This is a genomic window from Actinomadura sp. NPDC048394, assembly GCF_040651755.1.
In the GTDB taxonomy this organism is placed as follows: Bacteria; Actinomycetota; Actinomycetes; order Streptosporangiales; family Streptosporangiaceae; genus Spirillospora; species Spirillospora montaniterrae.
Map to the genome: position 1 here is coordinate 1 of NZ_JBEZJL010000040.1, position 22,628 is coordinate 22,628.

Genomic DNA, 22,628 nt, shown 5'->3' on the forward strand with positions numbered 1-22,628 from the left:
CCCCCGGGTCGCGCCACCCCACCACCCCCTTCCGTAAGGGCCGAGACTCGACTGCGTATGTGACGCCAAGAGCGCCCAGGAGCCGCGAGGCCCGGCAGCCTTTCCCGCCAAAAATACCGAGAAGAATGTGCCTCGAACGGCCTCGAATGTCAGTCACACAGGGTACTATTTACGTATGCAATCAGTGACGGTCGAGCTCGGGGCCGCGTCCACCATGGAATTGGTGAACGCGCTCTCCGCCATCGCCACTGAACTCGCCACCAGAGACGCCCCCGAATCAGCCGCCGCCTGCCTGGAACTCACCGAAACCCTTGCGGCCGCAGCAGATATGCAGGAAAGCGCGCTGGCCGGATTCATCGGCCGGGTCGACGCCACCGGGGAGCAGCAGCGGTGGGGCTATCCCTCCACCCAGGCGTGGCTGCGGTCACGCCTCGGCATGCGCGACAACCGCGCCAAGGAACGCCTCACCCTCGCCCGGCAGCGCCACCGCCTTCCGCAAGTAACTGAGCGGCTGGCGGCCGGGGAGATGCCCTTCGGCTACGCCACCACAGTGGCCGACTCGATCGCCCGCCTGGACGACACCGACTGCGCCGAAGCCGAGACAACCCTCCTCGGGTTCGTCGACCAGGGCTTCTCCGCCGGGAAGGTCGCCGCGTTCGGCCGCCGCATCCGCGACCTCATCGCCGAACGCGACGACACCGAAGACGCCCCCGACGAGGACACCAAACGTGGCTACGCCAAGTCCTGGCTCACCACCACCCGTTCCCTGGACGGCGGCCGGTACGTCAAAGGCTGGCTGAACCCCGAAGACGCCGCGATCTGGGACGGCACCCTGGCTCCGCTGGCCAAGCCGGCCGGACCCGACGACCGCCGCGACCTCCCCGAGCGGACAGCAGCGGCCCTGTCCAACGTCCTGTCCGGCGGACACAAGGCCACCAAGGTGACGGTCATCTGCGACCTTGAGACGCTCACCGGAGGCAACGCCCCGGCCCGCCTCACTGACGGCACGCCGATCCCCGCAGCCCAGGCCCGCCGCATCGCCCTCTCAGCCGGAGTCTCACCCCTCCTGCTCGGACGCGGGAACACCCCGCTCTACTTGGGCCACCGAGAACGGTTCGCCAGCGCAGCCCAACGCCAGGTCCTCGAAACCCTCTACCCCACATGCGCGGTAAGGGAATGCGAGACCCCAGGCACGCTGTGCGAAGTCGACCATGTCAACGGATGGGCACTCGGCAAGAGCCCCACCGACATTGATCAGCTCGCCCTCACCTGCGGATGGCACAACCGCTTCAAGCACACCAACCCAGACCAGATCCAGATCACCAAGGATCGCGACGGGCGCTACGTCTACCGGCTGCTGCCACCACCCGACGCCCGAGGATCCGCGACCGGGACCGGGCCACCGGGAAGTATCGGCCCACCCGATTCGCCCCTCGGCTGGGCCGCATAACGATCACATCCGACGCCACCCCGGCACCCGCCAACGCCGATGCATCGCCGGTGGCGGTTCAAGGCGTCCAGCGTCCGAAGGAAGGATCCAGACCGTCACGGCGAGGTGACGGACGCCCTCCGTGGTGCGCAGCGGGCCGACCAGGGGGTTAGGCGGACGGCCCGCCGCGACTCAGCCTCGCGGAAGGCGATGGGACGGTCAGCGGGTCGCGCGGGCGGCGTTCACGGCGCTCCGCAGAGCCGCGCGGGTGACCAGCAGAACGGGCCCGTCCGGGTCCTTGCTATCCCGCACCGCCACCGCATCCACCGCGTCCGCCAGCTCGATACAGTTGCCGCCGTTGGAACCGCTGTAGCTGCTCTTTCGCCACGAAACCCCCGCCAGCTCGACGCAGTTCCCGCCATTGGGGCCGCTGTAGCTGCTCCTGCGCCACTTGGCGTTCGTCAGGTCCATTTCTCCTGGATGACCTTTCGGATCAGTTCACGAGACATCGCTTGTGTGAGCGCCCGTGAACGGAGCTCGACCAGGGTTCGCGCCAGGATGGACAGATCTGCTGGACTGTCGGTAGTGATGCCTCGAACCGCTGTCTCGATATATGCGACCTCGCTTCGATCCTCCATCGTCGCGACCACGAATGAGCCCAGGACACCCTCGTGTTCACCGCTTCCCAACACTACTTGAATCGTGACGTTCGGCAACGAACTCAGCTCGAGGAGGTGCTCGAGCTGTTCCCGCATCGTCTCCGCCGTCCCGACCAGGTTGTGAAGCACGTGTTCGTCGAGCAGGAACAGGATCGTCGGTGAGGCTGAGTCATCGTCCTTGGCGAGGACAGCCTGGCGGCTGATGCGAGCGTCGGCGGCATCCTGGTTGCCGCGCAGCATGGCCAGAGCGTAGGCAGGCGTTTGAGCCAGTCCCGGGATCACCGAGTTCTCCCAGCTCACCAGCATCACTGCGTCCGACTCGACCTGTGGCCAGTCAAACCAGATCGGTACCGGATGGCCGTCCTTGTTCAGGTCCTCCCACAGGCTGATGAGAGAGCCGTCCGCCTCCAGATAGTCGTCCACTGTGACCACGAACGAGCGTGTAGCACGCTTCTTTCCGTTCTCGATTCGGCTGACCTGAGGGCCGCTCACCTTGGTCAGGTGAGCGATGGTCTCCTGCTTGACGCCCTTGGCCTCCCGCAACCGTCGCATCTGACGGCCGAAGGCGACAAGGGCGGGGGACTCACGGGGGCGTTGGCGTCGCGGGGGCATTGGCTCCTACCTCTCCGGGAAATCTGTCGAGCCGCGTCACACGTCTACCGCTGTCTGCCACCTCGAAGCGGTAGGCGCATCGTAGTCCGAAAATGGCTCACTGTGTGCATGAGAACACACACAGTGAGGAGAGGGATCATGGGCGAGGCGGCGGGGCGTGAGAACGAGATGGCGGTGAAGCAGGATCTCGCGGTCGTGGCGGAGGTGCGGGGGTTCGTGCGGCTGGTCACGGGTCAGTGGGGTGTGGACGACTTCGTGCCGTGCCTGGTGGCCAGCGAGCTCGTTACCAATGCGCTGCGGTACGCCTCGGCGTCCGACGACGATGTGACGTTCCGGATCGGGCGGGCCGAGGACGGCGCGCTGTGGATGGAGGTGCAGGACGCGTCGTGCGAGCTGCCGTGCGTCCAGCGGGCCGACACCGTCAGCGAGGCGGGGCGGGGACTGTTCATCGTCGACCGGCTCACCCGCTGCTGGGGAGTCCGGCCGGTCGCCGGGAGCCCGGGCAAGGTCGTCTTCGCGGTCCTCGATCCCTGAGCGCGCGCCCTACTCGTCATGTCGGCGACGGCTGCGGGCAATCGGAAGATCATCTGGGCTTCGGCGGGGCGGCCGAGCATGCAGGGGTTTCTCCCTTCTCGGTGAGGATGGCCATGTGCCTTGATGGACACTGCGAGCGTCACGCCGCCGCGCTACCGGACGACGACGGCGCCCACACGCTGGACCGGCGGCGGCTGCTGATGGCGGCGGCGACCGGTGCGGCGCTGACCCTCGTCCCCGTCTCCTTCCCGCGGGCGCGCGCCGCCACCGGACCCGCGGCGGCGCCCGGCGGGGGTGAGGAGGCCAGCCGCACCGTCACCGGGCACCTGGAGACCGGCGCCGCGGACTTCGTGTACCTGCCCGTCGAGGTGCCGAAGGGCGTCCAGAAGATCGCGGTCGAGTACTCCTACGACCGGCCGGCCGTTCCGGCGGGCACGCCCGGCAACTCGTGCGACATCGGCGTCTTCGACCAGCGCGGCGTCAAGCTGGGCGGGAAGGGGTTCCGCGGCTGGTCCGGGGGCTTCCGCACCTCGTTCGAGATCAGCGCCGCGGAGGCCACGCCCGGCTACCTCCCGGGGCCGATCGGCGCCGGGACCTGGAACATCGTCCTCGGCCCGTACCAGGTCGCGCCGCAGGGCATGGACTACCAGGTCAAGATCACCCTGACGTACGGGAGGGGCGGCGCCCCGTTCACGCCGAACTACCCGCCCACCAGGGCGAAGGGGCGCGGCCGGGCCTGGTACCGGGGCGACGGCCACCTGCACACCGTCCACTCCGACGGCCGGCGGCTCCCGTCGGAGGTGGCGGCCGGGGCGCGGGCGGCGGGGCTCGACTTCATGGTGTCCACCGACCACAACACGTCGTCGTCCCACAGTGTCTGGGGCGAGTTCGCCGGTGACGACCTGCTCATCATCACCGGCGAGGAGGTCACCACCCGCAACGGGCACTGGCTGGCGCTCGGCCTGCCCGCCGGCGAGTGGGTCGACTGGCGGTACCGCTCGCGCGACGACGACTTCGGCCGGTTCGCCCGCCAGGTGCGCCGGTCCGGCGGCGTGGTGGTGCCGGCTCACCCGTACTGCCCCTACGTCGCGTGCCAGTGGAAGTTCGGCTACGACGACGCGGACGCGGTCGAGGTGTGGAACGGCCCGTGGACCTATGACGACGAGTCCGCCGTCGACACGTGGGACGCCCGGCTCGGGGAGGCGGTGCGGTCGGGCAAGGGCTGGCTGCCCGCGATGGGCAACAGCGACGCGCACAGCGAACCGCAGGTCATCGGGCTGCCGCACAACGTCGTGTACGCCGACGAGCTGAGCACCGGCGCCGTCCTGGACGGGATCCGCGCCGGACGGAGCTGGATCGCCGAGTCGTCCGCGGTGAACCTGGCGTTCACCGCCACCGCCGGGGGACGGAAGGCGGGGATCGCGGACACGCTGACCGCGAAGGCCGACGCGCCCGTCGACGTGCGGCTGGAGGTGTCCGGCGTGCCGAACGGGACCGTCCGGTTCATCACGGACGAGGGCCAGATGCACCAGGAGTCGCTTCCGGCCTCCGGGACGGGCACCGTGGTCTGGCGGACGACGACGTCGCTCGCGGCGTACGTGCGGGCGGAGGTCCGGCACCCGATGGCCGACGGCGGCCCCGGCAAGGGCAACACGATGGGCCCGTCCCTCGTCTGGGGCCCGATGGCCGCCCTCACCAACCCCATCTTCCTCAACCGCACCTGAACGCGGCCGGGTGTCGCGTCGGCTCGTTCGGCGCGTTGGCCAGGGTCATCGCCGGTTCATTGAGGCGGCAGTTCGCTGAGGACGTCGCGGACGGTCCGCGGCTCGCGCCCGAGAAGGGTGCCGAGCCGGGGGTCGACTCCGGCGAAGAAGCCTTGGGAGGCGGCCTCGTACATGCCGAGGGTGAACCGGGCCATGGGCTCGGGCTGGCCGGCGGCGACGCGGTCGGCGACCCACGCGTCCGTGGGAAGCACCTCGGCGCTGATGGCGCGTCCGGTGAGCTCGGACGCGATCTCGGCGATCTCGGTGAACGTCGGTGCGGCCTTCGCGGTCAGGGTGACCGGTCCGTCATAGCCGTCCTCGGCGGCGAGGATGACCGCGGCGGCCTCGGCCGCGTCCTCGCGCGCCGTCCAGGACACCGGTCCGTCGGCCGGGACGGTGATGCGGCCGGTCTGCCGCCACGGCCCCAGTAGCCAGGCGAGGCTGTGCGTGTAGAAGCCGTTGCGCAGGGAGGTCCACGGGACGCCGGAGTCGGCGAGGAGCCGCTCGGTGGCCGCGTGGTCGCGTCCCGGGCCGAACGGGGTGTTCGGAGCCGCGCCTTGGTGACTCGTGTAGTAGATGCGCCCCGCCCCGGCGGCGACGGCCGCCTCGATCGCGTTGCGATGCAGCGCGACCGCGTCGGCCTCGGGGTCGTTGGACGAGACGAGCAGCAGCCGGTCGGCCCCGGCGAACGCGGCCGGGAGCGAGGCCGGGTCGGCGTAGTCGCCGTGGCGCACCTCGACCCCGCGGTCGGCGAACCGCCGGGCCTTGGCCGGGTCGCGCACCACGACCGCGATCTCGCCGGCCGGCAGCCGCTCGAGCAGGTGGTCGGTGGTGGCGCCGTTGAGCGCGCCGGTCGCGCCGGTAATGACGATCATGCGACATCCCCTGATTTGTTATCGCTGTTATCAACATGACGGTAACAGTGATAAATCAGTGATAGCAAGAGGGCGATATCGTTGGAACATGACCGAAGCGCCGAGCCGCCGTGCCGACACGCGAGCGCGGATCATCGACGCCGCGGCCCGCCTTCTCCAGGAGGACGGGCCGGCGGCGGTGACCACCCGCGGGGTCGCCGAGGCCGCGGGCGTGCAGGCCCCGGCGATCTACCGCCTCTTCGGCGACAAGGACGGCCTGCTGGAAGCCGTGGCCGAGCACGTGATGGCGACGCACGTCTTCGCGAAGGCGGCCATCGTGCGGGCGGCGTCGGAAGATGAGGTCGACCCGCTCGACGATCTGCGCGCGGGATGGCAGACGCAGATCGAGTTCGGCGTCGCGAACCCGGCGCTCTTCCGCCTCTTCAGCGACCCCGACCGGGTGCTGCGGTCCCCGGCGGCGCGGTCGGGCCGGCGCGTCCTGGAGTCACGGGTCCACCGCGTCGCCGAGTCCGGACGGCTGCGGGTCAGCGAACGCCGCGCCGTCGACCTCATACAAGCCGCCGGGATCGGCACCATCCAGACACTGCTGGCGACACCGCCCGAGGACCGCGATCCCGCCCTGGCCGAGACCATGTTCGAGGCCGTGCTCCGGCAGATCCTCGTCGACGCGCCCGGCGGCACGGCGGGCGGATCGACCGCGACGGCGGTCGCCTTCCGCGCCATCGCCCCCGGCCTCACCGCCTTGACCGAGGGCGAGCGGCGGCTCCTGACCGAGTGGCTCGACCGGGTGATCGCCGGCGGGTGAGCCTCCCGCCGGCGTTCGTGAGCCCGGGGGCCGGGGTTCCAGGGGGCCCGCTGGAACCCCGGGGCCCGGGTTACTTGATGAGGGGGTCGCGGGGGAGGCGGAGGATGCGCTCGGCGATCTGGTTGCGGGTGATCTCGGACGTGCCGCCCGCGATGGACATGCCGCGGGAGCCGAGCCGCATCCGGCCCGCGAACGCGCCGAGGCCCTCGGAGAAGACCAGCTCTGGACCGGCGTAGGCCGACAGCAGGGCGGCGGCGGCGTGGCCGTGCTCGGCGAGGACGAGCTTGGTGATGTTGCCCTCGGGGCCGGGCTCGCCGCCCGCGACGGCGCGCTCCGCGCTGCGCAGGTTGAGCAGCCGCAGCGCCTGCCCCTCGGCCTCGTGGGCGCCGACGCGCTCGGCGCCGGCCGGGACGCGGTCCGGGTGCTCGGTGCACAGCTTCACCAGGTCGGGCAGCTGGTAGGAGCCGCCGGCGCCGCCGCCGATGCTGACGCGCTCGTTGCCGAGCGTGGCGCGCGCGACCGTCCAGCCCTGGTTGGGGGTGCCGACGACGTCGGCGTCGGGCACGAAGACGTCGGAGAAGAACACCTCGTTGAAGTCGGAGTCGCCGGTGATCTGGCGGAGCGGGCGGACCTCGACGCCCGGGTGCTCCATGTCGATCACCATCATGGTGACGCCGGCGTGCTTGGGCGCGTCGGGGTCGGTGCGGACGGTCGCGAAGCCCCAGCGGCAGTAGTGGGCGCCGCTCGTCCACACCTTCTGGCCGTTGACGATCCAGCCGCCGTCGGTCTTCACGGCGCGGGTCTTCACCGAGGCGGCGTCCGACCCGGCCTCGGGCTCGCTGAACAGCTGGCACCAGATCTCCTCGCCGAGCAGCGCGGGCCGCACCCAGCGGTCGATCTGCTCCGGGGAGCCGTGCTGGATGATGGTGAGGATGTTCCAGCTGGTGATGCCGTACTGCGGGCGCTTCACGCCGGCGGCCTTGAACTCCTCGTCGATGACGAGCTGGAGCCCGGCCGGGGCCTCCAGGCCCCACGGCTTCGGCCAGTGCGGCTGGACGTAGCCGGTCTCGATCAGCCTGCGGCGCTGCTCGTCGGGGGACAGCGCGGCGATCTCGCGGGCCAGCCCGCGGACCTCGGCGCGCTTGGCCTCCGCCTCCGGCGGCAGGTCGAGGGTGGTGGCGCGGACGACGCCGGCGGCGAGCAGCCGGGTGACGTCGCGGGCGGCGGCCTCCGGGTCGACGACGGCCTCGATCGCGGCGGCGCGGCGCATCAGCAGGTGCGCGTCGTGCTCCCAGGTGAAGCCGATGCCGCCGTGCACCTGGATGTTCAGCCCGGAGTCGTCGAGGAAGGCCGGGACGGCGAGCGCGGCGGCGACCGCGGCGGCCAGCTCGAACTGGTCGGACGGCCCGGACGCGGCGCGGGCCGCGTCCCACACGGCGGCGGTGCCGAGCTCGGCGGCCACCAGCATGTTCGCGCAGTGGTGCTTGACGGCCTGGAACGTGCCGATCGTGCGGCCGAACTGCTGCCGGACCTTCGCGTACTCGGTGGCGGACTCGACGCATTCGAGCGCGCCGCCGACCGCCTCGGCGGAGTAGAGGGTGCGGGCGATCGCGGTCGCGTGGCCGGCGGCGCCCGCGATGACCTCGGCCGGCGCCCCGTCGAGCCGGACGCGGGCGGCGCGGCGGGACGGGTCGAGGTTCGCCGGAACCTCGGCGGTCACGCCCGCCGCGTCCGCCTGGACGATCACCACGTCGTCGCCGGCGGTGAGGAGCAGCAGGCCGGCGAGGCCGCCGCCGAGCACGACCGCCTCGCCGGACGCGGCGCCGTCCCGCACGGTCACCGAGCCGTCCAGGCCGAGCGCGGCCGGGACCTCGCCGGACGCGAGGCCGGGCAGCAGCCGCGCGCGCTGGTCGTCGTCCCCGCGCGCGGCGATCACCGCGGACGCCGCCATGGTCGGGACGAGCGGCCCCGGGGCGACCGCCCGGCCGATCTCCTCCGCGACGACCACGAGCTCCGGGAGCCCGTACCCGCCGCCGCCGTGCTCCTCGGGCAGGTGCAGGCCGAGCAGGCCGAGACCGGCGAACTCCTTCCAGAACGCTGGGAGCGTCTCCTCGCCGGCCTCCAGCAGCGCCCGGTTCGCGGCGCGCGCGTCGTGGTCGCGCAGGAACGCGCGCGCCGTCCGCGCAAGTTCGCGATGCTCCTCGCCGATGGCGATCGCCATGGATCCTCCCAGGGTGTTCCGCGCCTGCGGCGCATGTCGGGTGGTGTGCCGCTCAGCTAATAATTGCTCGCTTACACCCCGTCCTGTCCACCGGCCCCCCGCGGACGCTCCTGGACCACCCACGCGTTGCCGTCCGGGTCGGCGAAGAACGCCATCGTGCTCCACGGCTCCGTACCCGGCCCCTTGACCTGCACGCCGTTCTCGAAGTGCACGACGTCGCCGACGGGGACGCCGCGTCCGGCGAGTTCCTTCCGCGCCGCGACGACGTCGGAGACGACCAGCGTCAGGCCGCTGAGGCCGCCGGGGGAACCGCCGGTGACCAGGTGGATCGAGCAGCCGGAGCCGGGCGGGGTCAGCTGGACGATCCGCATCCCGCCCGGGACGGTCCGGTCGAGGTCGACGGCGAACCCGGCCCGCTCGCCGTAGAACTCCTTGGCGCGGTCCACGTCGGAGACGGGCACCGGCACGACTTCCAGTTTCATTTCCATGGCGGGACAGACCTCCGCCGCCGCCTGAAATCATCGCGCCCGCTACCCGGGGCCGCCGCGCCATTCCGGACGGGCGGACGGGCCGACGGGCGGAGGGGCACGCGCGGTCAGCCGCCGGGCTTCTCCGGGCCTGCCTTCCCGCCGGACTCGCCGTCGTCCCGGTCCCCTCGCGGGCCGCCGTCTCCCCCCTCGGACTTCTCGGACCGCCCGTCGTCTGCGGGCTTCTCGGTGGCGGCGGCCACTTCGGGGGGCAGGTCCTCGGGCGGGTCGCGGAGGGCGGGCCAGGCCCGGTAGACGACCGCGGCGATCGGCACCGCGACGGCCGCGCCGGGGATGCCGCCGACGATCCCGCCGATGCTGATCGCCAGGATGATGGCGAGCGGGTGCAGCCGGACGAGCCGGCCGACCAGCAGCGGCTGCAGCAGGTGGCTCTCGGCCTGGTGCTCGATGATCAGCACACCGAGGAAGATCAGCGCGATGACGCCGCCCTTGGCGGCGAACGCGACGGCGACCGCGAGCGCGCCGCCGACCAGGATCCCGACGATCGGGATGAAGCTCCCCAGGAAGATCACCACGGCGAGCGGCGCGACCAGCGGGACGCCGAGGACGGCCAGCACGATCGCCAGCACCACGGCGTGGATCGCGGCGACCATGACGGTGCCGTGCACGTACTGCGACAACGTCTCCCAGGCGGCGCGGCCGGCCCGGTCGATGCGGGGGCGGTAGCGGCCCGTCCCGGCGATCGTCCAGTCCCAGATCCGCGCGCCGTCCTTGAGCAGGAAGAACGTGATGAACAGCAGCAGCACGATGGCGGCGAGCACCTCGACGGTGACCGCGCCCGCCTGCACCGCGGTGTTCGCGATCTTGCCGCGCCGCTTCTCCAGGTAGTCGATGCCCTGGTCGATGGAGTTCTGGATCTGGGAGTGCTTGACGTGCAGCGGGCCGGTCTCCAGCCAGTGCTGCAGGGAGCGGGCGGTGGACTGCACCTCGGTGGCGAGCTTGGGGAACTCCTGGTTCGCCTGGATGCCGACGAACGTGCCGATCCCGCCGAGCACGGCGAGGGCGAGCAGCATGGTGATCCAGGTGGCGGCGAGGGACGGCAGCCCGGCCCGTTCGAGCCGGGCGGTGAGGGGGCGCAGCAGCGCGCACAGGAACAGCGCGATCGCGCACGGCAGGAAGACGATCTTCAGCGTGCCGATGATCCACACGATGCCGTAGCCGACCGCGCCGATGGCGATCAGCCGCCAGGACCAGGCCGCGGCCGCTCTGAGCAGGGGCGGCGCCGGTGGCGAGGCCGACGCCGCGGACCGCCGGTGTCGATCGTCGTTCATCCGCGTCCCTCCGCCGGGACGCCGGTCTTCTCCCCCACTCCTGGAACTCTATGCGCCGGACCCGCTCACAGACCGCGCCGGAAGCCCTTGATCGCGAGCGCGGCCGCGGCGGCGCCGACGGCGGCGCTGACGGCGAGGGCGGTGGCGGCGTCGGCGAGCGCCGGCTCGCCGAGCGCGGCGGAGCGTGCCGCCCGGATCCCGTAGGTGGCGGGGTTGGCGGCGGCGACCGCGCGCAGCCAGCCGGGCAGGGCGCTCGCCGGGACGAACGCGTTGGACGCGAAGATCAGCGGGAACGTCGCGAGGCCCGCGACGCTCTGCACCAGCTCGGTGTTGCGGATCCAGCAGGCGATGGCGATGAAGATCCAGCCGAGGCAGCAGCCGACGGCGAGCGCGAGCGCGGCGGCGCCGAGCGCGCCGAGCGGCCCGCCCGCCGGGCGGAACCCGAGCAGCGCCGCCGCGAGGACGAGGAGCAGCAGCTGCTGGAGCGCGCAGCGGACGGTGTCGGCGGCGCTGCGGGCGAGCAGCACCGACCCGGGCCAGATCGGCATCGACCGGAACCGGGCGATGATCCCGTTCCGCATCTCCTGGGTGAGCCCGACCGCGGTGTTCAGCGCGGCCTGCATCGCCGACGTCACCATGATCGCCGGGACGAGGAAGTCGACGTAGCGGACGCCGGGCGGGAAGCCGGGCGCCCGCGCGACGCTGCCGAACAGCTGGCTGAACATGCCGAGCATCAGCAGCGGCCCGAGCATGCTCGCGACGACGAGCCGCGGGTCGAGGACGAGCGCGCGCAGCGACCGTCCGGTGAGGACGCGCAGCTGCGTCCAGACCCCGGCGTCCTGCGGGGGCGCCGCCGCGGTGGCGGCGGCCTCCTCGGCGGGCGCGTCGACGGTCACGGCGCCCGCCTCACCGGCGCGCCCGGGCGGGCGGGGCCGATCAGCGACAGGTACACGTCGTCGAGGGTCGGCGCCGTCACGGCCAGCTCGTAGTCGCCCGCGACCTCGGCGTCCAGCGTCCGCGCGACCACCGCGAGGTCGCGGGGGCCGGTCAGCGGGACGGCGAGGACGTCGCGGCGCGGGTCGTACTCGGGGCCGAGGCCCTCGGTGCGCAGCGCGCGGGCGGCGGCCCGCACGGCGTCCGGCCCGGCGAGCCGCGCGGTGGCGGTGCGCCCGCCGACGCGGGCCTTCAGGTCGGCGGGCGCGCCGGACGCGACGACCCGGCCGTCGGCGAGCACGGTGATGGTGTCGGCGAGCCGGTCCGCCTCGTCGAGGTACTGGGTGGTGAGCACGACGGTCGTGCCGTCGCGGACGAGGCCCTCGACGGCCGCCCAGGTGGCGAGGCGGGCGGCGGGGTCGAGGCCGGTGGTGGGCTCGTCGAGGAACAGCACCTCGGGGCGGCCCGTCAGGCTGGCGGCGAGGTCGAGGCGGCGCCGCATCCCGCCGGAGTAGCCGCGCACCGGCCGGTCGGCCGCGCCGGTCAGGTCGAACGTCTCCAGCAGCTCGGCGGCGCGGCGGAGCGCGGCGCGCCGCCCGGTCCCGCGGAGCCGGGCGACCAGCACCAGGTTGTCGCGGCCGGAGATCTGCTCGTCGACGGCCGCGAACTGCCCGGTCAGCGCGATCCGGCGGCGCACCTCGCGGGACTGCCGGACGACGTCGTACCCGGCGACGCGGGCGGTGCCGGCGGTGGGCCGGCACAGCGTGGCGAGCACGTTGACGAGGGTGGTCTTCCCGGCGCCGTTGTGGCCGAGGAGCCCGAGCACGGAGCCGGGCGGCGCGGCGACCGTCACCCCGTCCAGCGCCTGGACGGGCCCGAACCACTTGCTGACGCCCGCGGCCTCGATCGCGTACTCCGCCGCCCGGCCGGACACGGCGGTCATCCCGCGTTCCGCGCCGGGGCGAGCAGCCGCTTCATCAGCGCCGCGACGAGCCGGTCGTACCAGCGGGTGAAGGCCCACGCGCCGAACGCCCCGGCGGCGACCGCGGCCAGCGCCGCGGCGGGCCGCCCGGCCGGGACGGGCGCGCCCGCGACGGCGCCCGGCAGCGCGGCGGCGAGCAGCAGCAGGTTCCGGACGATCATCGCCTGCCCCATCACCGAGCCCTTCGAGCCGAAGCAGCGGCATTCGGCGAAGACGCCGCCGCGGACGGCGCGCACCGCGATGCCGATGAACAGGGCGAGCAGGACGGACGCCAGCGCGAATCCGGCGCGGGCCGCGGCCGGCACCGCGAGCAAGACCACCGCCGTGCCCTCGCCCGCGACGACCAGCGCGCCCGCCGGGGCCGCGACCCGCTCCGGCAGGATCGCCAACTGCCGGACCGACCGCACGAACCCGTGGAACCGGGCCGCGCTGCGCGCCTTCCCGACGAACGCGGCGGCGAACACGGTGAGGATCAGCGCCCGGCAGCCGAGCAGGACCAGGCCCGTCATCGGTCCGCCTGCGCGCTGCCGGGCGCCGCGACGACCATCGTCTTGGCGAACGCGAGCACCTCGGCGCGCTCGCCGACCGGCTCCCCGTCCGCCTCCACCCACGCGTGCGCCCGGAACGGCTCCAGGCGGACGCCGGTGCACCAGTCCGGCCACGTCCCGCCCGCGCGGCACAGCAGCGCCGTCGCGAGGGACCGCTGCAGGCAGCCCTGCCCGGCGCACTGGACGCTCACCGTCACCACCGCCTGCCGCGCCGCGAGCGCCTCCTCCCCCGTCGCGGGACGCGCGCCGCGCCGCAGGACGGCGAGGACGCGGCGCAGCCGGCGCGGCGGCAGCGCCGCGATCAGCCGGGCGGCGCCCACCGCGGCGCGGGCCCCGGCCCTGCGCCGCCGCGTCAGCGGGACGGACGGCTCCAGCGCGACCGGCATCGTCACGGGGTCATCACCTCGGCGTCGCGGAGCGTCCGGACGAACGCGGCGACGTCGGCGGTGACCCGCTCCGCCGCGTCCGGGTGCCGTTCCCGCAGCTCCCGGACGGCGTCGTCGACGGTCCCGCCGTCCAGCAGCAGCCGGATCACGGTGGTGCCGGTCGCGTTCAGCGCCCAGTAGCGGCCGGTGCGCTCGTCCAGCAGCACCGTGCCGTGCTCGGTCTCGGTCATGGTCACGTGGGGCGACAGCGACGCCCCGGGAGTCACGGGCATCTCGGGCCTCCGGTTCATGGGTTCGGGACGCGGTCGCGCTCGACGGCGCGCAGCCACGTCTCGCAGGCGAACGTGCTGATCAGCGGCATCAGGGTCAGGGACGAGGGCGGCAGCGCCTCCAGCACGGCGCGCAGCGCGGCGGCGTCGACGAGCCCGAGCCGCGCGAGGCGCATGCCGTCGCCGCACAGGCCGAGCAGGTCGGCGCGGTGCCGGCGCAGGCTGTCGTAGGCCTCCGCGCTGTACTCCGACTTGGTCGCGCGCCCGAGGATCCGGGCCGGGACGATCCCGGCCATCGCGGCGGACAGGGCGGGCTTGTAGCGGTCGGGCATCGTCGTGTCCTGGAGGCGGACGGCGAGCGCGGCCTCGATCACCCGGTCGTCGACGAACGGCGCGTGCCAGGCCACGCCCTCGCGGGAGGTGAGGCGGTCGACGCGGCGGATCGTGTCGCCGCAGAGCCGGGCGTCCTGCAGCGCGGCGTGCTGCCCGCGCAGCGGTGCGAGCGGCTCGACGCCGGACGCGCCGACCCGCCGGAACAGCGTCCGCGCCGCGTCGGCGGCGTCGGGGGTCGCCCACGGCGGCAGCCGGTAGGCGATGCCCCAGCCGAACGCGGGCGCGCCGCCGACGTCGCGGACCGGGTCGGTGAGCGTGTCCGCCGATGCGGCGAGCCACCCGCCGAACGTGTCGCGGTTCAGCAGCGCCCGCGCGGCGGGCAGCAGCCGCCACCGGTACATCGCCCGGTAGGCGCGCAGGTGCCGGACGGCGCCGCCGCCCCGCGTCCGCGCCAGCGTGTGCAGGTTGAGCGGGTTGCCGAGGAACAGCTCGTCGCCGCCGTGGCCGGTCAGGTGGGACGCGGAGCCGGCGGCGGCGACGCGGCGGGCCAGGTGGGTGAGCCGGGCCCGGGTCCGGATCCACGCGAACGGCCCCTCGACGTCCGGGTCCGGATCGGGCTCGGCGATCCCGTCGAACCAGGTGGGGGCGGTGTCGCGGGCCAGCACCAGGTGCTCGGCGGCGGGCAGGTCCTCGGCGGCGAGCCGCGCCCAGTGCCGGTCCTCGTCGGCGCGGTCGACGGCCTCCCAGCGGGTCGTGACGAGCCGGTCCGCCTCGTCGGCGGCGAGGAAGCACAGGCTGGTGGAGTCCATCCCGCCGGACAGGTCGGCGCTGACCGTCTTGACGTCCCGCGCGCGCACGGCGACCGCGTCGTGCAGCGCCCGCCGGACGCGGCGCGCCCCGTCCGCGAGCGGCAGGTGCGGTTCCGGCGGCGTCCACCACCGGACGGGCCGTCCCCGCCCGTCGGCGCCGATCTCCAGGTAGCAGCCGGCGGGGACCGCCTCGACGCCCGTCCACAGCGGCGTCTCGGCGATCGGCCACGGCGGCCACGGCGCGACGAGCCGCGCCGCGAGCAGCTCCTCGTCCACCCGGTGGTCGCCCGGCAGGGACGCCGGCGCGTCCCCGGCGACGGTCACCCCGCCGAGCGAGGTGTGGAAGACCTGCCGCGCGGCGGACACGCTGCCCTGCACCCGGACGCGCCCGTCGATGGAGGCGACCAGATGGAAGCTCCCGGCGAGCCGCCCGCACAGCGCGTCCAGGTCCCGCACGGAGCGGACCCGGGCGAGGACGCGTTCCAGCTCGTCCGGGGTCGTGTCGGCCGGCCCGAACAGCACGACGCGGTCGCGCCCGCACGCGGCGGACACGACGTTCTCCCGGTCCCAGCGTCCGGCGATCCAGGGGCGGCCCGACGCGTGCTCGAACCGCGAGTCGGCCGGGCCCGCCAGCGCGGCGGCCGCGGCGGTGTCCGGAAGGACGCGGAACTCGACCATTTCCCTTTCCCTTTCGCGGAGCGTGCCGGCGCCGGGGCGAACCGGCGCCGGCACAGCCGTTCCGAGCCGACGGGCCGCGCGGGCCGTCAGCAGAGCATGACGCACGACCAGTCGTTCTCGAATCCCCAGCTCGGCCGGCCGAGGGTCAGCTCGGCGAAGCCGCCGACCTCCATCAGCGCGGGCGGCTCGTAAGCCGCGACCTTCTGCTGCATGAAACACACCCTCCTTGCGAACCGGGACGGCCCCGGATGGGCCTCCCCGTTGCGCTACCACATTAGGAGGAAGGTCATTTCACTTACCTTGCAGTTGCCTTTCAGCGAAGCCGCGCGGTATTGAGATCGCCTGTTCCCGGCGCGAATATCGGCAGGACGGCAGAACCGATCGAAGGAGCCGGCGATGACGATCCTCTCCATCCTCGACACCGTGCCCGTGTGGCAGGGCTCGTCGCCGGCGCGGGCGCTGCGGGAGTCCCTGCGGACGGCGCCGGAGGCCGAGCGGATGGGGTACCACCGGTACTGGGTCGCCGAGCACCACAACGCCCCGTTCATCGCCAGCTGCGCGCCGCCGGTGCTGGTCGCGCAGCTCGCCGCCGCCACGTCCCGGATCCGGGTCGGCTCCGGCGGGGTGATGCTGCCGAACCATCCGCCGCTGGTCGTCGCCGAGCAGTTCGGGACGCTGGAGGCGCTGAACCCGGGCCGCATCGACCTCGGCGTCGGCCGGTCCCCCGGCACCGACATGAGCACGGCGAAGGCGCTGCGCCGGGTGAGCAGCCCGCCCGGGTCGGAGGCGTACCGCGAGCAGGTCCGCGAGCTGGTCGGGCTGCTGGCGCCGCGGCCCGGCGACCCGGTCGTCGCGGTCCCGGCGGCGGACGGCGCGCCGGACGTGTGGCTGCTCGGATCGAGCGTCGAGAACGGCCGCTTCGCCGGCGAGCTGGGGCTGCCGTTCGCGTTCGCGCACCACATCCGGCCGCAGAACGCCGAGCCGGCGCTCCGCGCCTACCGCGACGCCTTCCGGCCGTCCGCGGCGTTCCCGGAACCGCGGACGCTGCTCGCCGCGTCGGTCATCGTCGCCGATTCCGCCGAGCGCGCGGAATGGCTCGCCGGACCGTCCAAAGTGATCGTGGCCCAGTCCTTGAGGGGCGTCCGGAACGGCCCGAACGTCACTCCCGGCGACGCCGCGAAAATCCGTTGGACGGCGGAGGAGGACGCGGTTCTCCGCGAACGCATGGCGCACCACGTGATCGGCGACCCGGAAAGCGTCCGGAAACGCCTCGGCGAACTGCTCGCCGGCACGGACGCCGACGAACTCATGGTGCTGACGCTCGTCCACGACCTGGACGAGCGGCTGCGCTCCTACGAACTGCTCGCGAAGACGATGTCCGCCGGAAATCTCTGACGGATCACAGTGAAAGGACCGAATGGTCGTCGCGCAGGATCGCCATCTGCAGGCGGCGGAGTTCGAGGTCGGGGTCGACGCCGAACTCGGCGCGCAGCTGCGAGCTGACCTTCCGGTACGCGGCCAGCGCCTCCACGCGGCGGCCCGACCGCGACAGCGCCAGCATCAGCTGCCACCAGAACCGCTCCCGGAACGGGTACCGGTCGGTCAGCGCGCGCAGCTCCCCGACCATCCCGTCGTGCTCGCCGAGCGCCAGCCCGACCTCGCACCGCCACTCCACCGCCCGCAGGTACTCCTCGGTCAGCCGCGGCACCTCCGTCTGCTGGAGCGTGTCGGACCGGACGTTCGCCAGGACGGGCCCGCGCCACAGCGCCAGCGCCTCCCGCAGCCGCGCCGACTGGGCGGCGAGGTCGCGGCGCTCCCCCGCCGCGGCGGCCTCGCGCATCAGCGTGCGGAAGCGCAGCAGATCCAGCTCGCCGGGCCCGAGCTCCAGGACGTACCCGCCGGAGGAGGTGGTGAGCAGCCCGGCCGAGCCGGGCGCGTGCCGGTCGAGCCACTGCCGCAGCCGGGACACGCAGGAGTACAGCGCGCCGCGCGGCCGGTCGGGCAGCCGGTCGCCCCACAGGTGGTCCAGCAACTGATCGAGCGGGACGACCTGCCCCGCGTTCAGCGCCAGCGCGGCGAGCAGCACCCGCTGCCCGCCCTTCGGCAGCTCCGCCCGCCGGCCGTCCACGGCCGCCTCCAGCGGCCCGAGCACCTTGAGACCGACCCCGTACATGTGGTTCCCCCCTGCGTCGGTACGCCTGCTTCGGCAGTACGGCTCAGTTTGCGCAGAGTCGAGGCGTCTGTCATGACGGTCGTTCGGGGGTCATGGCTCCCGCACCGCCGGGGGCGCGCGGCGTCACCGGCGGGCCAATCAAAACTCTCTATGACGGGACGGTCTCGCTCAGTAAGATCGAGGGGTTGTCGCTCCCCGCACTGACCCGCACTGACCCGCGCGTACGCGCACGCCCCCGCCTCGCCCCCGCTCGCACGCACACTCCCCGCACGCACGCTCCCCGCCCGAACAAAGGTCGAACCCGCTCCCCGATGGCTCCCACCCGCCGAGTCACCGTCGCCGTCGTCGACGATCATGATGTGGTGCTGTCCGGCGTCCGCGCCTGGATCGACGGCGACCCGCGCCCCGTCGAGATCGTGGACACCGCCACCAGCATCGACGGGCTGGACCCGCGCCTCGCCGCCGACGTCCTGGTCATCGACCCGCGGACGGGCGGCGAGCCGGCGTTCGAGCGGATCGCCGCGCTCGCCGCGGCCGGGCACCGCATCGTCGTCTTCTCCGAGCGCGCCGAGGCCGACCTCGCCCGCCGGGCCGAGCTGGCGGGCGCCCGCGCGTTCGTCCGCAAGGAGTCCGCCGAGGGGCAGCGCCGGCTGGTCGAGGCGATCCTCGCGGTGGCCGGCGAGGCGCCCGCGCCCTGCGAGCCGGGCCCGTGCCGTCCGCGCTTCTCCGAGCAGGAACTGCGGACGATGCGGCTGTGGCTCGGCGGCCTCACCCGCGCCGCCGTCGCCCGCCAGATGGGCATCAGCGAGCACACGGTCAAGCAGTACCTCGCGCGCGCACGGGAGAAGTACGCCCGGGCGGGACGCGACGCCTCCAACCGGATCGCGCTCTACCGCGAGGCCCGCCGCGACGGCCTCCTCGACGACTAGAACGGCCGGAACGACCCGTCCGGTGACCCGCTGGAGTCGTCCCAGCCGACCCCGTGACCATCGTTCCTGAAGGGCGAACGGTAGAGGATACTGTCGTCTGAGTCACGTGTTTGAACAAGGTTCGACTGAGCGCGGTGGCCGCTGACCGGTGCTCACGATTCAGACGGAGTCGCTGGAGCCGATGAGCAGCAACCCCACTTACATCGACTACGCGGACGGGGTGGACCCCGACCCCGATCCCGCGCCGCCGCGGCGGCGCGGGCGGCGGGTGCTGAAGTGGGTCGCGATCGTCACCGCCGTGCTGGTCGTCGCGGCCGGCGCCGCCGGCTACGGGTTCTACTGGCAGCTCCAGCACAACATCGACCACGAGGACACCGACAAGCTGATCGGCGGGAACCGGCCGCCGAAGCTGAACAGCGCGCTGAACATCCTGATGCTCGGCACCGACAGCCGCGCGGGCGCCAACGCCAAGTACGGGCGCGGCATGAAGAACGACCCGCCGCGCTCCGACACGATGATCCTGCTGCACCTGTCGCCGGGCGGGAAGCAGGCGATGGGCATCAGCTTCCCGCGCGACCTGATGGTGCCGATCCCGGCGTGCCGGCGGGCGGACGGCACCGCCTCGGCCGCCGTGACCATCGGGATGATCAACAGCTCGTTCACCAACGGCGGCGCGTCCTGCACGGTCAAGACGATCGAGGACCTCACCCACATCAAGATCGACCACTTCATGCAGGTCGACTTCACCAGCTTCAAGAGCGTGACCGAGGCGGTCGGCGGCGTCGAGGTCTGCCTGCCGCAGGACGTGAACGACAAGGACTCCAAGCTCCACCTGAGCAAGGGCAAGCACACCATCAAGGGCGAGACGGCGCTGGCGTACGTCCGCGACCGGCACGGCCTCGGCGACGAGTCCGACCTGCAGCGGATCAAGCGGCAGCAGCAGTTCATGGGGTCGCTGGCGAACAAGGTGCTGAGCGCCGGGACGCTGACCGACCCGAAGAAGGTGTACGACCTGGCCGAGGCCGGCACGAAGTCGCTGACCACCGACAAGGGCCTGGACCTCGGCACGATGGTGAAGATCGCGCGGAGCATGCACGGGCTGACCGCCGGCAAGCTCGACTTCGTCACGGTGCCCGTCGCCGCGTACGCGCCCGACCCGAACCGGGTGGCGCTCAGCCAGCCGGCCGCCGGGCAGTTCTTCACCGCGATCCGGCAGGACCAGGCCGTCGAGGCCGCGGCGAAGAAGACGACCGGGCCGGTGCAGGTGCGGCTCTACAACGCCACCGGCAGCTCCAGCACGGCCGCGAAGGTCGCGAAGCAGCTCAAGGCGCAGGGCTTCGTGGTCCTCGGGACGGCCACCATGAAGACCCGTCAGACGACCGGCGTGTACTACGCGCAGGGCTCGCAGGCGCAGGCCGCCGCGCTCGCCGCGGTGATCCCGGGCGCGAAGAAGGCGCTGTACCCGAAGGCCGGCCCGGGGGTGGTGAACCTGGTCCTCGGCACGTCGTTCACCGCGGTGAAGGCGAAGAAGAAGGCCGGGATCCCGACGCTGGAGGGCGAGATCCACGCCGACGGCGACATCTGCGCGACGGGGACCTGATCACCCGCCCGGCAGGGTGATGCGGAACGTCGACCGTCCCGCGAGCTCCGCCGTGCCGCCGTGCGCGGCGGCGACCGCCTGGACGATGGCGAGGCCGAGGCCGGTGCCCCCGGCCGCGCGGGACCGGCCGTGGTCGGCCCGCACGAACCGGTGGAAGATCTCGTCGCGGGCCTCCGCCGGGACGCCCGGCCCGTCGTCCTCCACCTCCAGCACGGCGCCCGGCGGTTCCGGCTGGGAGAGCCGGACCGTGACGTGGGTGCCGGGCGGGGTGTGGGTGCGGGCGTTGGCGAGCAGGTTCGCCAGCAGCTGGTGCAGCCGGCGGGCGTCCCCGGTGATCGTGACCGGCTCCTCGGGCAGCACCATCTCCCAGCGGTGGTCGGGGCCCGCGGCGCGGGCGTCGCTGGTGGCGTCCAGGACGAGCCGGGTCAGGTCGACCGGCTCGGACTCCAGCGGCCGGCCCGCGTCGAGCCGCGCGAGGAGCAGCAGGTCGTCGACCAGGTCGGTCATCCGGACGGACTCGGCCTCGATCCGGCCGAGCGCGTGCCGGACGTCGGGCGGGACGCCGTCGCGGGTGCGCAGCGCCAGCTCGGCGTGGCCGCGGATGGCGGCGACCGGGGTGCGCAGCTCGTGGCTGGCGTCGGCGGCGAACCGGCGCAGGCGCTCCTCGCTCGCGTGCCGGCGGGCCAGCGCGCCCTCGACGTGCCCGAGCATCCGGTTGAGCGCGGCGCCGACCTGCCCGACCTCGGTGCGCGGGTCGGTGTCGGGGACGCGCTCGGGCATCGCGACCTCGCCGCTGGCCAGCGGCAGCTCGGTGACGCGGGACGCGGTCGCGGCGACGCGGCGCAGCGGCCGCAGCGCGAGCCGCACCCAGGCGGCCGCGGCGATCCCGGCCGCGAGCAGCACGGCGGCGAACACGGTGAGCTCGACCAGCTCCAGCCGGTGCACGGTGTCGTGGACGGGCCGCAGCGGCAGCCCGGTGAGCAGCACGTCGCCGTCGTCGCCGCGGACGGTCATGACCCGGTAGTCGCCGAGCGCGGCCAGGTCGAGGTCGTGGCCGTTCCCGTCGGCCGGCAGCGCCGCCATGGCGCGGGCGTCGTCGCCGGTCAGCGGCACCGGCGCGACGGACTGCCCGCGCACGACCGCAGCCGTGGTGACCCGCCCTTGGTAGAGCCGGGCGCCGAACGTGCCGGACGCCTGGCCGCGCGAGTCGGGGCGGTTGTCGGCGTCGGGGTGGTGCTCGTGCTCCAGGCTGGCCGCGAAGCGCCCGCCGACCAGGGTGAGCTGCTGGTCGATCCGGCTCACCAGGAACCGGTCCAGCGCCGTGGTGGTGGCGACGCCGACCGCGAGGCAGCTGAGCGCCAGCAGGACGACGAGCCCCGCCGTGAGCCGGGCCCGGAGCGTCCGGACGTGCGGCACCTTCACGCGGACTCCGGCTTCAGCACGTACCCGACGCCCCGCACGGTGTGGATCATCGGCGTCCGGCCCGCGTCGATCTTCTTGCGCAGGTAGCTGATGTAAAGCTCGACGACGTGCGCCTGCCCGCCGAAGTCGTAGTCCCAGACGCGGTCGAGGATCTGCGCCTTCGACAGCACCCGGCGCGGGTTGCGCATCAGGAACCGCAGCAGCTCGAACTCGGTCGGGGTCAGCTCGACGAGCTCGCCGTCCCGGGTCACCTCGCGGGCCTCCTCGTCCATCGCCAGGCCGCCGACGGTCAGCAGCCCCGCCGTGCCGGCCTGCCGGGTCATCCCGGCGCGGCGCAGCAGCCCGCGCAGCCGGGCGAGGACCTCCTCCAGGCTGAACGGCTTGGTGACGTAGTCGTCGCCGCCCGCGGTGATCCCGGCGATGCGGTCCTCGACGGCGTCCCGCGCGGTCAGGAACAGCACGCAGACGTCGGGGGCGTCGGCGCGCAGCCGCCGCAGCACCTCCAGGCCGCCGATGTCGGGCAGCATCACGTCCAGCACGACGGCGTCGGGGCGGAACTCGCGGGCGGCGGCGAGGGCGCCCGCGCCGTCCCCGGCGGTGCGGACCGACCAGCCCTCGGACGCCAGCACCCGCGACAGCACCTCGGCGAGGTCGGGCTCGTCGTCGACGACCAGGACGCGGACGGGCGTGCCGTCGGCACGGCGCAGTCCGGCGCCGGCGGGTTCGGGAGTGCTCATGATGGGGCCCAGCCTCCCCCTCCAACCTCTGCGTTTCCTCAGAGAAACCTCTCAACCCGCCTGTTCCCCCGCGGATCAGAAGGAACTCAGAAACTCCGTTGGCAGGGTGGCC

Annotated in this window: 23 protein-coding genes; 7 read left to right on the top strand and 16 right to left on the bottom strand. The window is 73.5% G+C overall.

What is annotated here, in order from left to right; translation table 11 throughout:
- Positions 1-175: 175 nt before the first annotated feature.
- Positions 176-1,450 carry a DUF222 domain-containing protein gene (locus AB0C78_RS27710; protein ID WP_360753183.1) on the top strand — a complete coding sequence of 425 codons (1,275 nt, stop codon included), beginning with the start codon at positions 176-178 and terminating at the stop codon, positions 1,448-1,450.
- A 198-nt stretch (positions 1,451-1,648) separates the two neighbouring features.
- Here the strand turns inward: AB0C78_RS27710 and AB0C78_RS27715 are convergent, their stop codons facing one another.
- Together AB0C78_RS27715 and AB0C78_RS27720 are read right to left on the bottom strand one after the other, a co-directional pair.
- Complete coding sequence (locus tag AB0C78_RS27715) at positions 1,649-1,900, bottom strand: DUF397 domain-containing protein (RefSeq protein ID WP_360753186.1); 252 nt, start codon at positions 1,898-1,900, stop codon at positions 1,649-1,651.
- Positions 1,891-2,700: a helix-turn-helix transcriptional regulator gene (locus tag AB0C78_RS27720; RefSeq protein WP_360753189.1), complete on the bottom strand. Its 810-nt coding sequence runs from the start codon at positions 2,698-2,700 to the stop codon at positions 1,891-1,893. Before AB0C78_RS27720 ends, AB0C78_RS27715 begins: the two co-directional genes overlap by 10 nt.
- Positions 2,701-2,838: 138 nt before the next feature.
- On the opposite strand from AB0C78_RS27720, the gene AB0C78_RS27725 reads away from it, so the two are divergent.
- Together AB0C78_RS27725 and AB0C78_RS27730 are read left to right on the top strand one after the other, a co-directional pair.
- Positions 2,839-3,234: an ATP-binding protein gene (locus AB0C78_RS27725; RefSeq protein ID WP_360753192.1), complete on the top strand. Its 396-nt coding sequence runs from the start codon at positions 2,839-2,841 to the stop codon at positions 3,232-3,234.
- A 113-nt stretch (positions 3,235-3,347) separates the two neighbouring features.
- A complete protein-coding gene (locus AB0C78_RS27730; protein WP_360753195.1) occupies positions 3,348-4,958 on the top strand; it encodes a CehA/McbA family metallohydrolase in 1,611 nt (536 codons plus the stop codon).
- Positions 4,959-5,014: 56 nt separating this feature from the next.
- Here the strand turns inward: AB0C78_RS27730 and AB0C78_RS27735 are convergent, their stop codons facing one another.
- Positions 5,015-5,872, bottom strand: a complete 858-nt coding sequence (locus AB0C78_RS27735; protein ID WP_360753198.1) for an NAD(P)H-binding protein — start codon at positions 5,870-5,872, stop codon at positions 5,015-5,017.
- Between the two features lie 88 nt (positions 5,873-5,960).
- On the opposite strand from AB0C78_RS27735, the gene AB0C78_RS27740 reads away from it, so the two are divergent.
- Positions 5,961-6,677, top strand: coding sequence for a helix-turn-helix domain-containing protein (locus tag AB0C78_RS27740; protein ID WP_360753200.1), 717 nt, complete (start codon positions 5,961-5,963; stop codon positions 6,675-6,677).
- Positions 6,678-6,747: 70 nt separating this feature from the next.
- Here the strand turns inward: AB0C78_RS27740 and AB0C78_RS27745 are convergent, their stop codons facing one another.
- From AB0C78_RS27745 to AB0C78_RS27790, 10 genes are all read right to left on the bottom strand, one after another.
- Positions 6,748-8,898 carry an acyl-CoA dehydrogenase gene (locus AB0C78_RS27745; RefSeq protein ID WP_360753203.1) on the bottom strand — a complete coding sequence of 717 codons (2,151 nt, stop codon included), beginning with the start codon at positions 8,896-8,898 and terminating at the stop codon, positions 6,748-6,750.
- A 71-nt stretch (positions 8,899-8,969) separates the two neighbouring features.
- Positions 8,970-9,380: a VOC family protein gene (locus tag AB0C78_RS27750; RefSeq protein WP_360753205.1), complete on the bottom strand. Its 411-nt coding sequence runs from the start codon at positions 9,378-9,380 to the stop codon at positions 8,970-8,972.
- Positions 9,381-9,493: 113 nt separating this feature from the next.
- Positions 9,494-10,717, bottom strand: coding sequence for an AI-2E family transporter (locus tag AB0C78_RS27755; protein ID WP_360753208.1), 1,224 nt, complete (start codon positions 10,715-10,717; stop codon positions 9,494-9,496).
- A gap of 65 nt (positions 10,718-10,782) precedes the next feature.
- Entirely contained in the window at positions 10,783-11,613 is an 831-nt protein-coding gene (locus tag AB0C78_RS27760) for an ABC transporter permease (RefSeq protein WP_360753210.1), read from the bottom strand.
- Positions 11,610-12,593, bottom strand: a complete 984-nt coding sequence (locus AB0C78_RS27765) for an ATP-binding cassette domain-containing protein (RefSeq protein WP_360753213.1) — start codon at positions 12,591-12,593, stop codon at positions 11,610-11,612. The genes AB0C78_RS27760 and AB0C78_RS27765 overlap by 4 nt, the downstream gene beginning before the upstream one ends.
- Entirely contained in the window at positions 12,590-13,141 is a 552-nt protein-coding gene (locus tag AB0C78_RS27770; protein ID WP_360753216.1) for a MauE/DoxX family redox-associated membrane protein, read from the bottom strand. The genes AB0C78_RS27765 and AB0C78_RS27770 overlap by 4 nt, the downstream gene beginning before the upstream one ends.
- Positions 13,138-13,566 (bottom strand): lasso peptide biosynthesis B2 protein, encoded by a 429-nt coding sequence (locus AB0C78_RS27775; protein WP_360753380.1) that lies wholly within the window; start codon positions 13,564-13,566, stop codon positions 13,138-13,140. The genes AB0C78_RS27770 and AB0C78_RS27775 overlap by 4 nt, the downstream gene beginning before the upstream one ends.
- A 2-nt stretch (positions 13,567-13,568) precedes the next feature.
- Entirely contained in the window at positions 13,569-13,838 is a 270-nt protein-coding gene (locus tag AB0C78_RS27780) for a lasso peptide biosynthesis PqqD family chaperone (protein ID WP_151544397.1), read from the bottom strand.
- Positions 13,839-13,852: 14 nt separating this feature from the next.
- A complete protein-coding gene (locus AB0C78_RS27785; protein ID WP_360753218.1) occupies positions 13,853-15,655 on the bottom strand; it encodes an asparagine synthase-related protein in 1,803 nt (600 codons plus the stop codon).
- An 86-nt stretch (positions 15,656-15,741) separates the two neighbouring features.
- Positions 15,742-15,867 carry a lasso RiPP family leader peptide-containing protein gene (locus AB0C78_RS27790; RefSeq protein ID WP_151544399.1) on the bottom strand — a complete coding sequence of 42 codons (126 nt, stop codon included), beginning with the start codon at positions 15,865-15,867 and terminating at the stop codon, positions 15,742-15,744.
- Positions 15,868-16,051: 184 nt separating this feature from the next.
- Between AB0C78_RS27790 and AB0C78_RS27795 the strand changes: the two genes are divergently transcribed.
- Complete coding sequence (locus tag AB0C78_RS27795) at positions 16,052-17,050, top strand: LLM class flavin-dependent oxidoreductase (RefSeq protein ID WP_360753220.1); 999 nt, start codon at positions 16,052-16,054, stop codon at positions 17,048-17,050.
- Positions 17,051-17,054: 4 nt separating this feature from the next.
- Here the strand turns inward: AB0C78_RS27795 and AB0C78_RS27800 are convergent, their stop codons facing one another.
- A complete protein-coding gene (locus AB0C78_RS27800) occupies positions 17,055-17,828 on the bottom strand; it encodes an AfsR/SARP family transcriptional regulator (RefSeq protein ID WP_360753223.1) in 774 nt (257 codons plus the stop codon).
- A 311-nt stretch (positions 17,829-18,139) separates the two neighbouring features.
- Between AB0C78_RS27800 and AB0C78_RS27805 the strand changes: the two genes are divergently transcribed.
- Positions 18,140-18,757, top strand: a complete 618-nt coding sequence (locus AB0C78_RS27805; protein WP_151544402.1) for a LuxR C-terminal-related transcriptional regulator — start codon at positions 18,140-18,142, stop codon at positions 18,755-18,757.
- 148 nt (positions 18,758-18,905) lie between these two features.
- Complete coding sequence (locus AB0C78_RS27810; RefSeq protein WP_360753226.1) at positions 18,906-20,357, top strand: LCP family protein; 1,452 nt, start codon at positions 18,906-18,908, stop codon at positions 20,355-20,357.
- Here AB0C78_RS27810 and AB0C78_RS27815 read toward each other — a convergent pair whose 3' ends face one another.
- Both AB0C78_RS27815 and AB0C78_RS27820 read right to left on the bottom strand, forming a co-directional pair.
- Positions 20,358-21,779 carry a HAMP domain-containing sensor histidine kinase gene (locus AB0C78_RS27815; RefSeq protein WP_360753228.1) on the bottom strand — a complete coding sequence of 474 codons (1,422 nt, stop codon included), beginning with the start codon at positions 21,777-21,779 and terminating at the stop codon, positions 20,358-20,360.
- A complete protein-coding gene (locus AB0C78_RS27820; protein ID WP_360753230.1) occupies positions 21,776-22,516 on the bottom strand; it encodes a response regulator transcription factor in 741 nt (246 codons plus the stop codon). Before AB0C78_RS27820 ends, AB0C78_RS27815 begins: the two co-directional genes overlap by 4 nt.
- Positions 22,517-22,628: the final 112 nt, after the last annotated feature.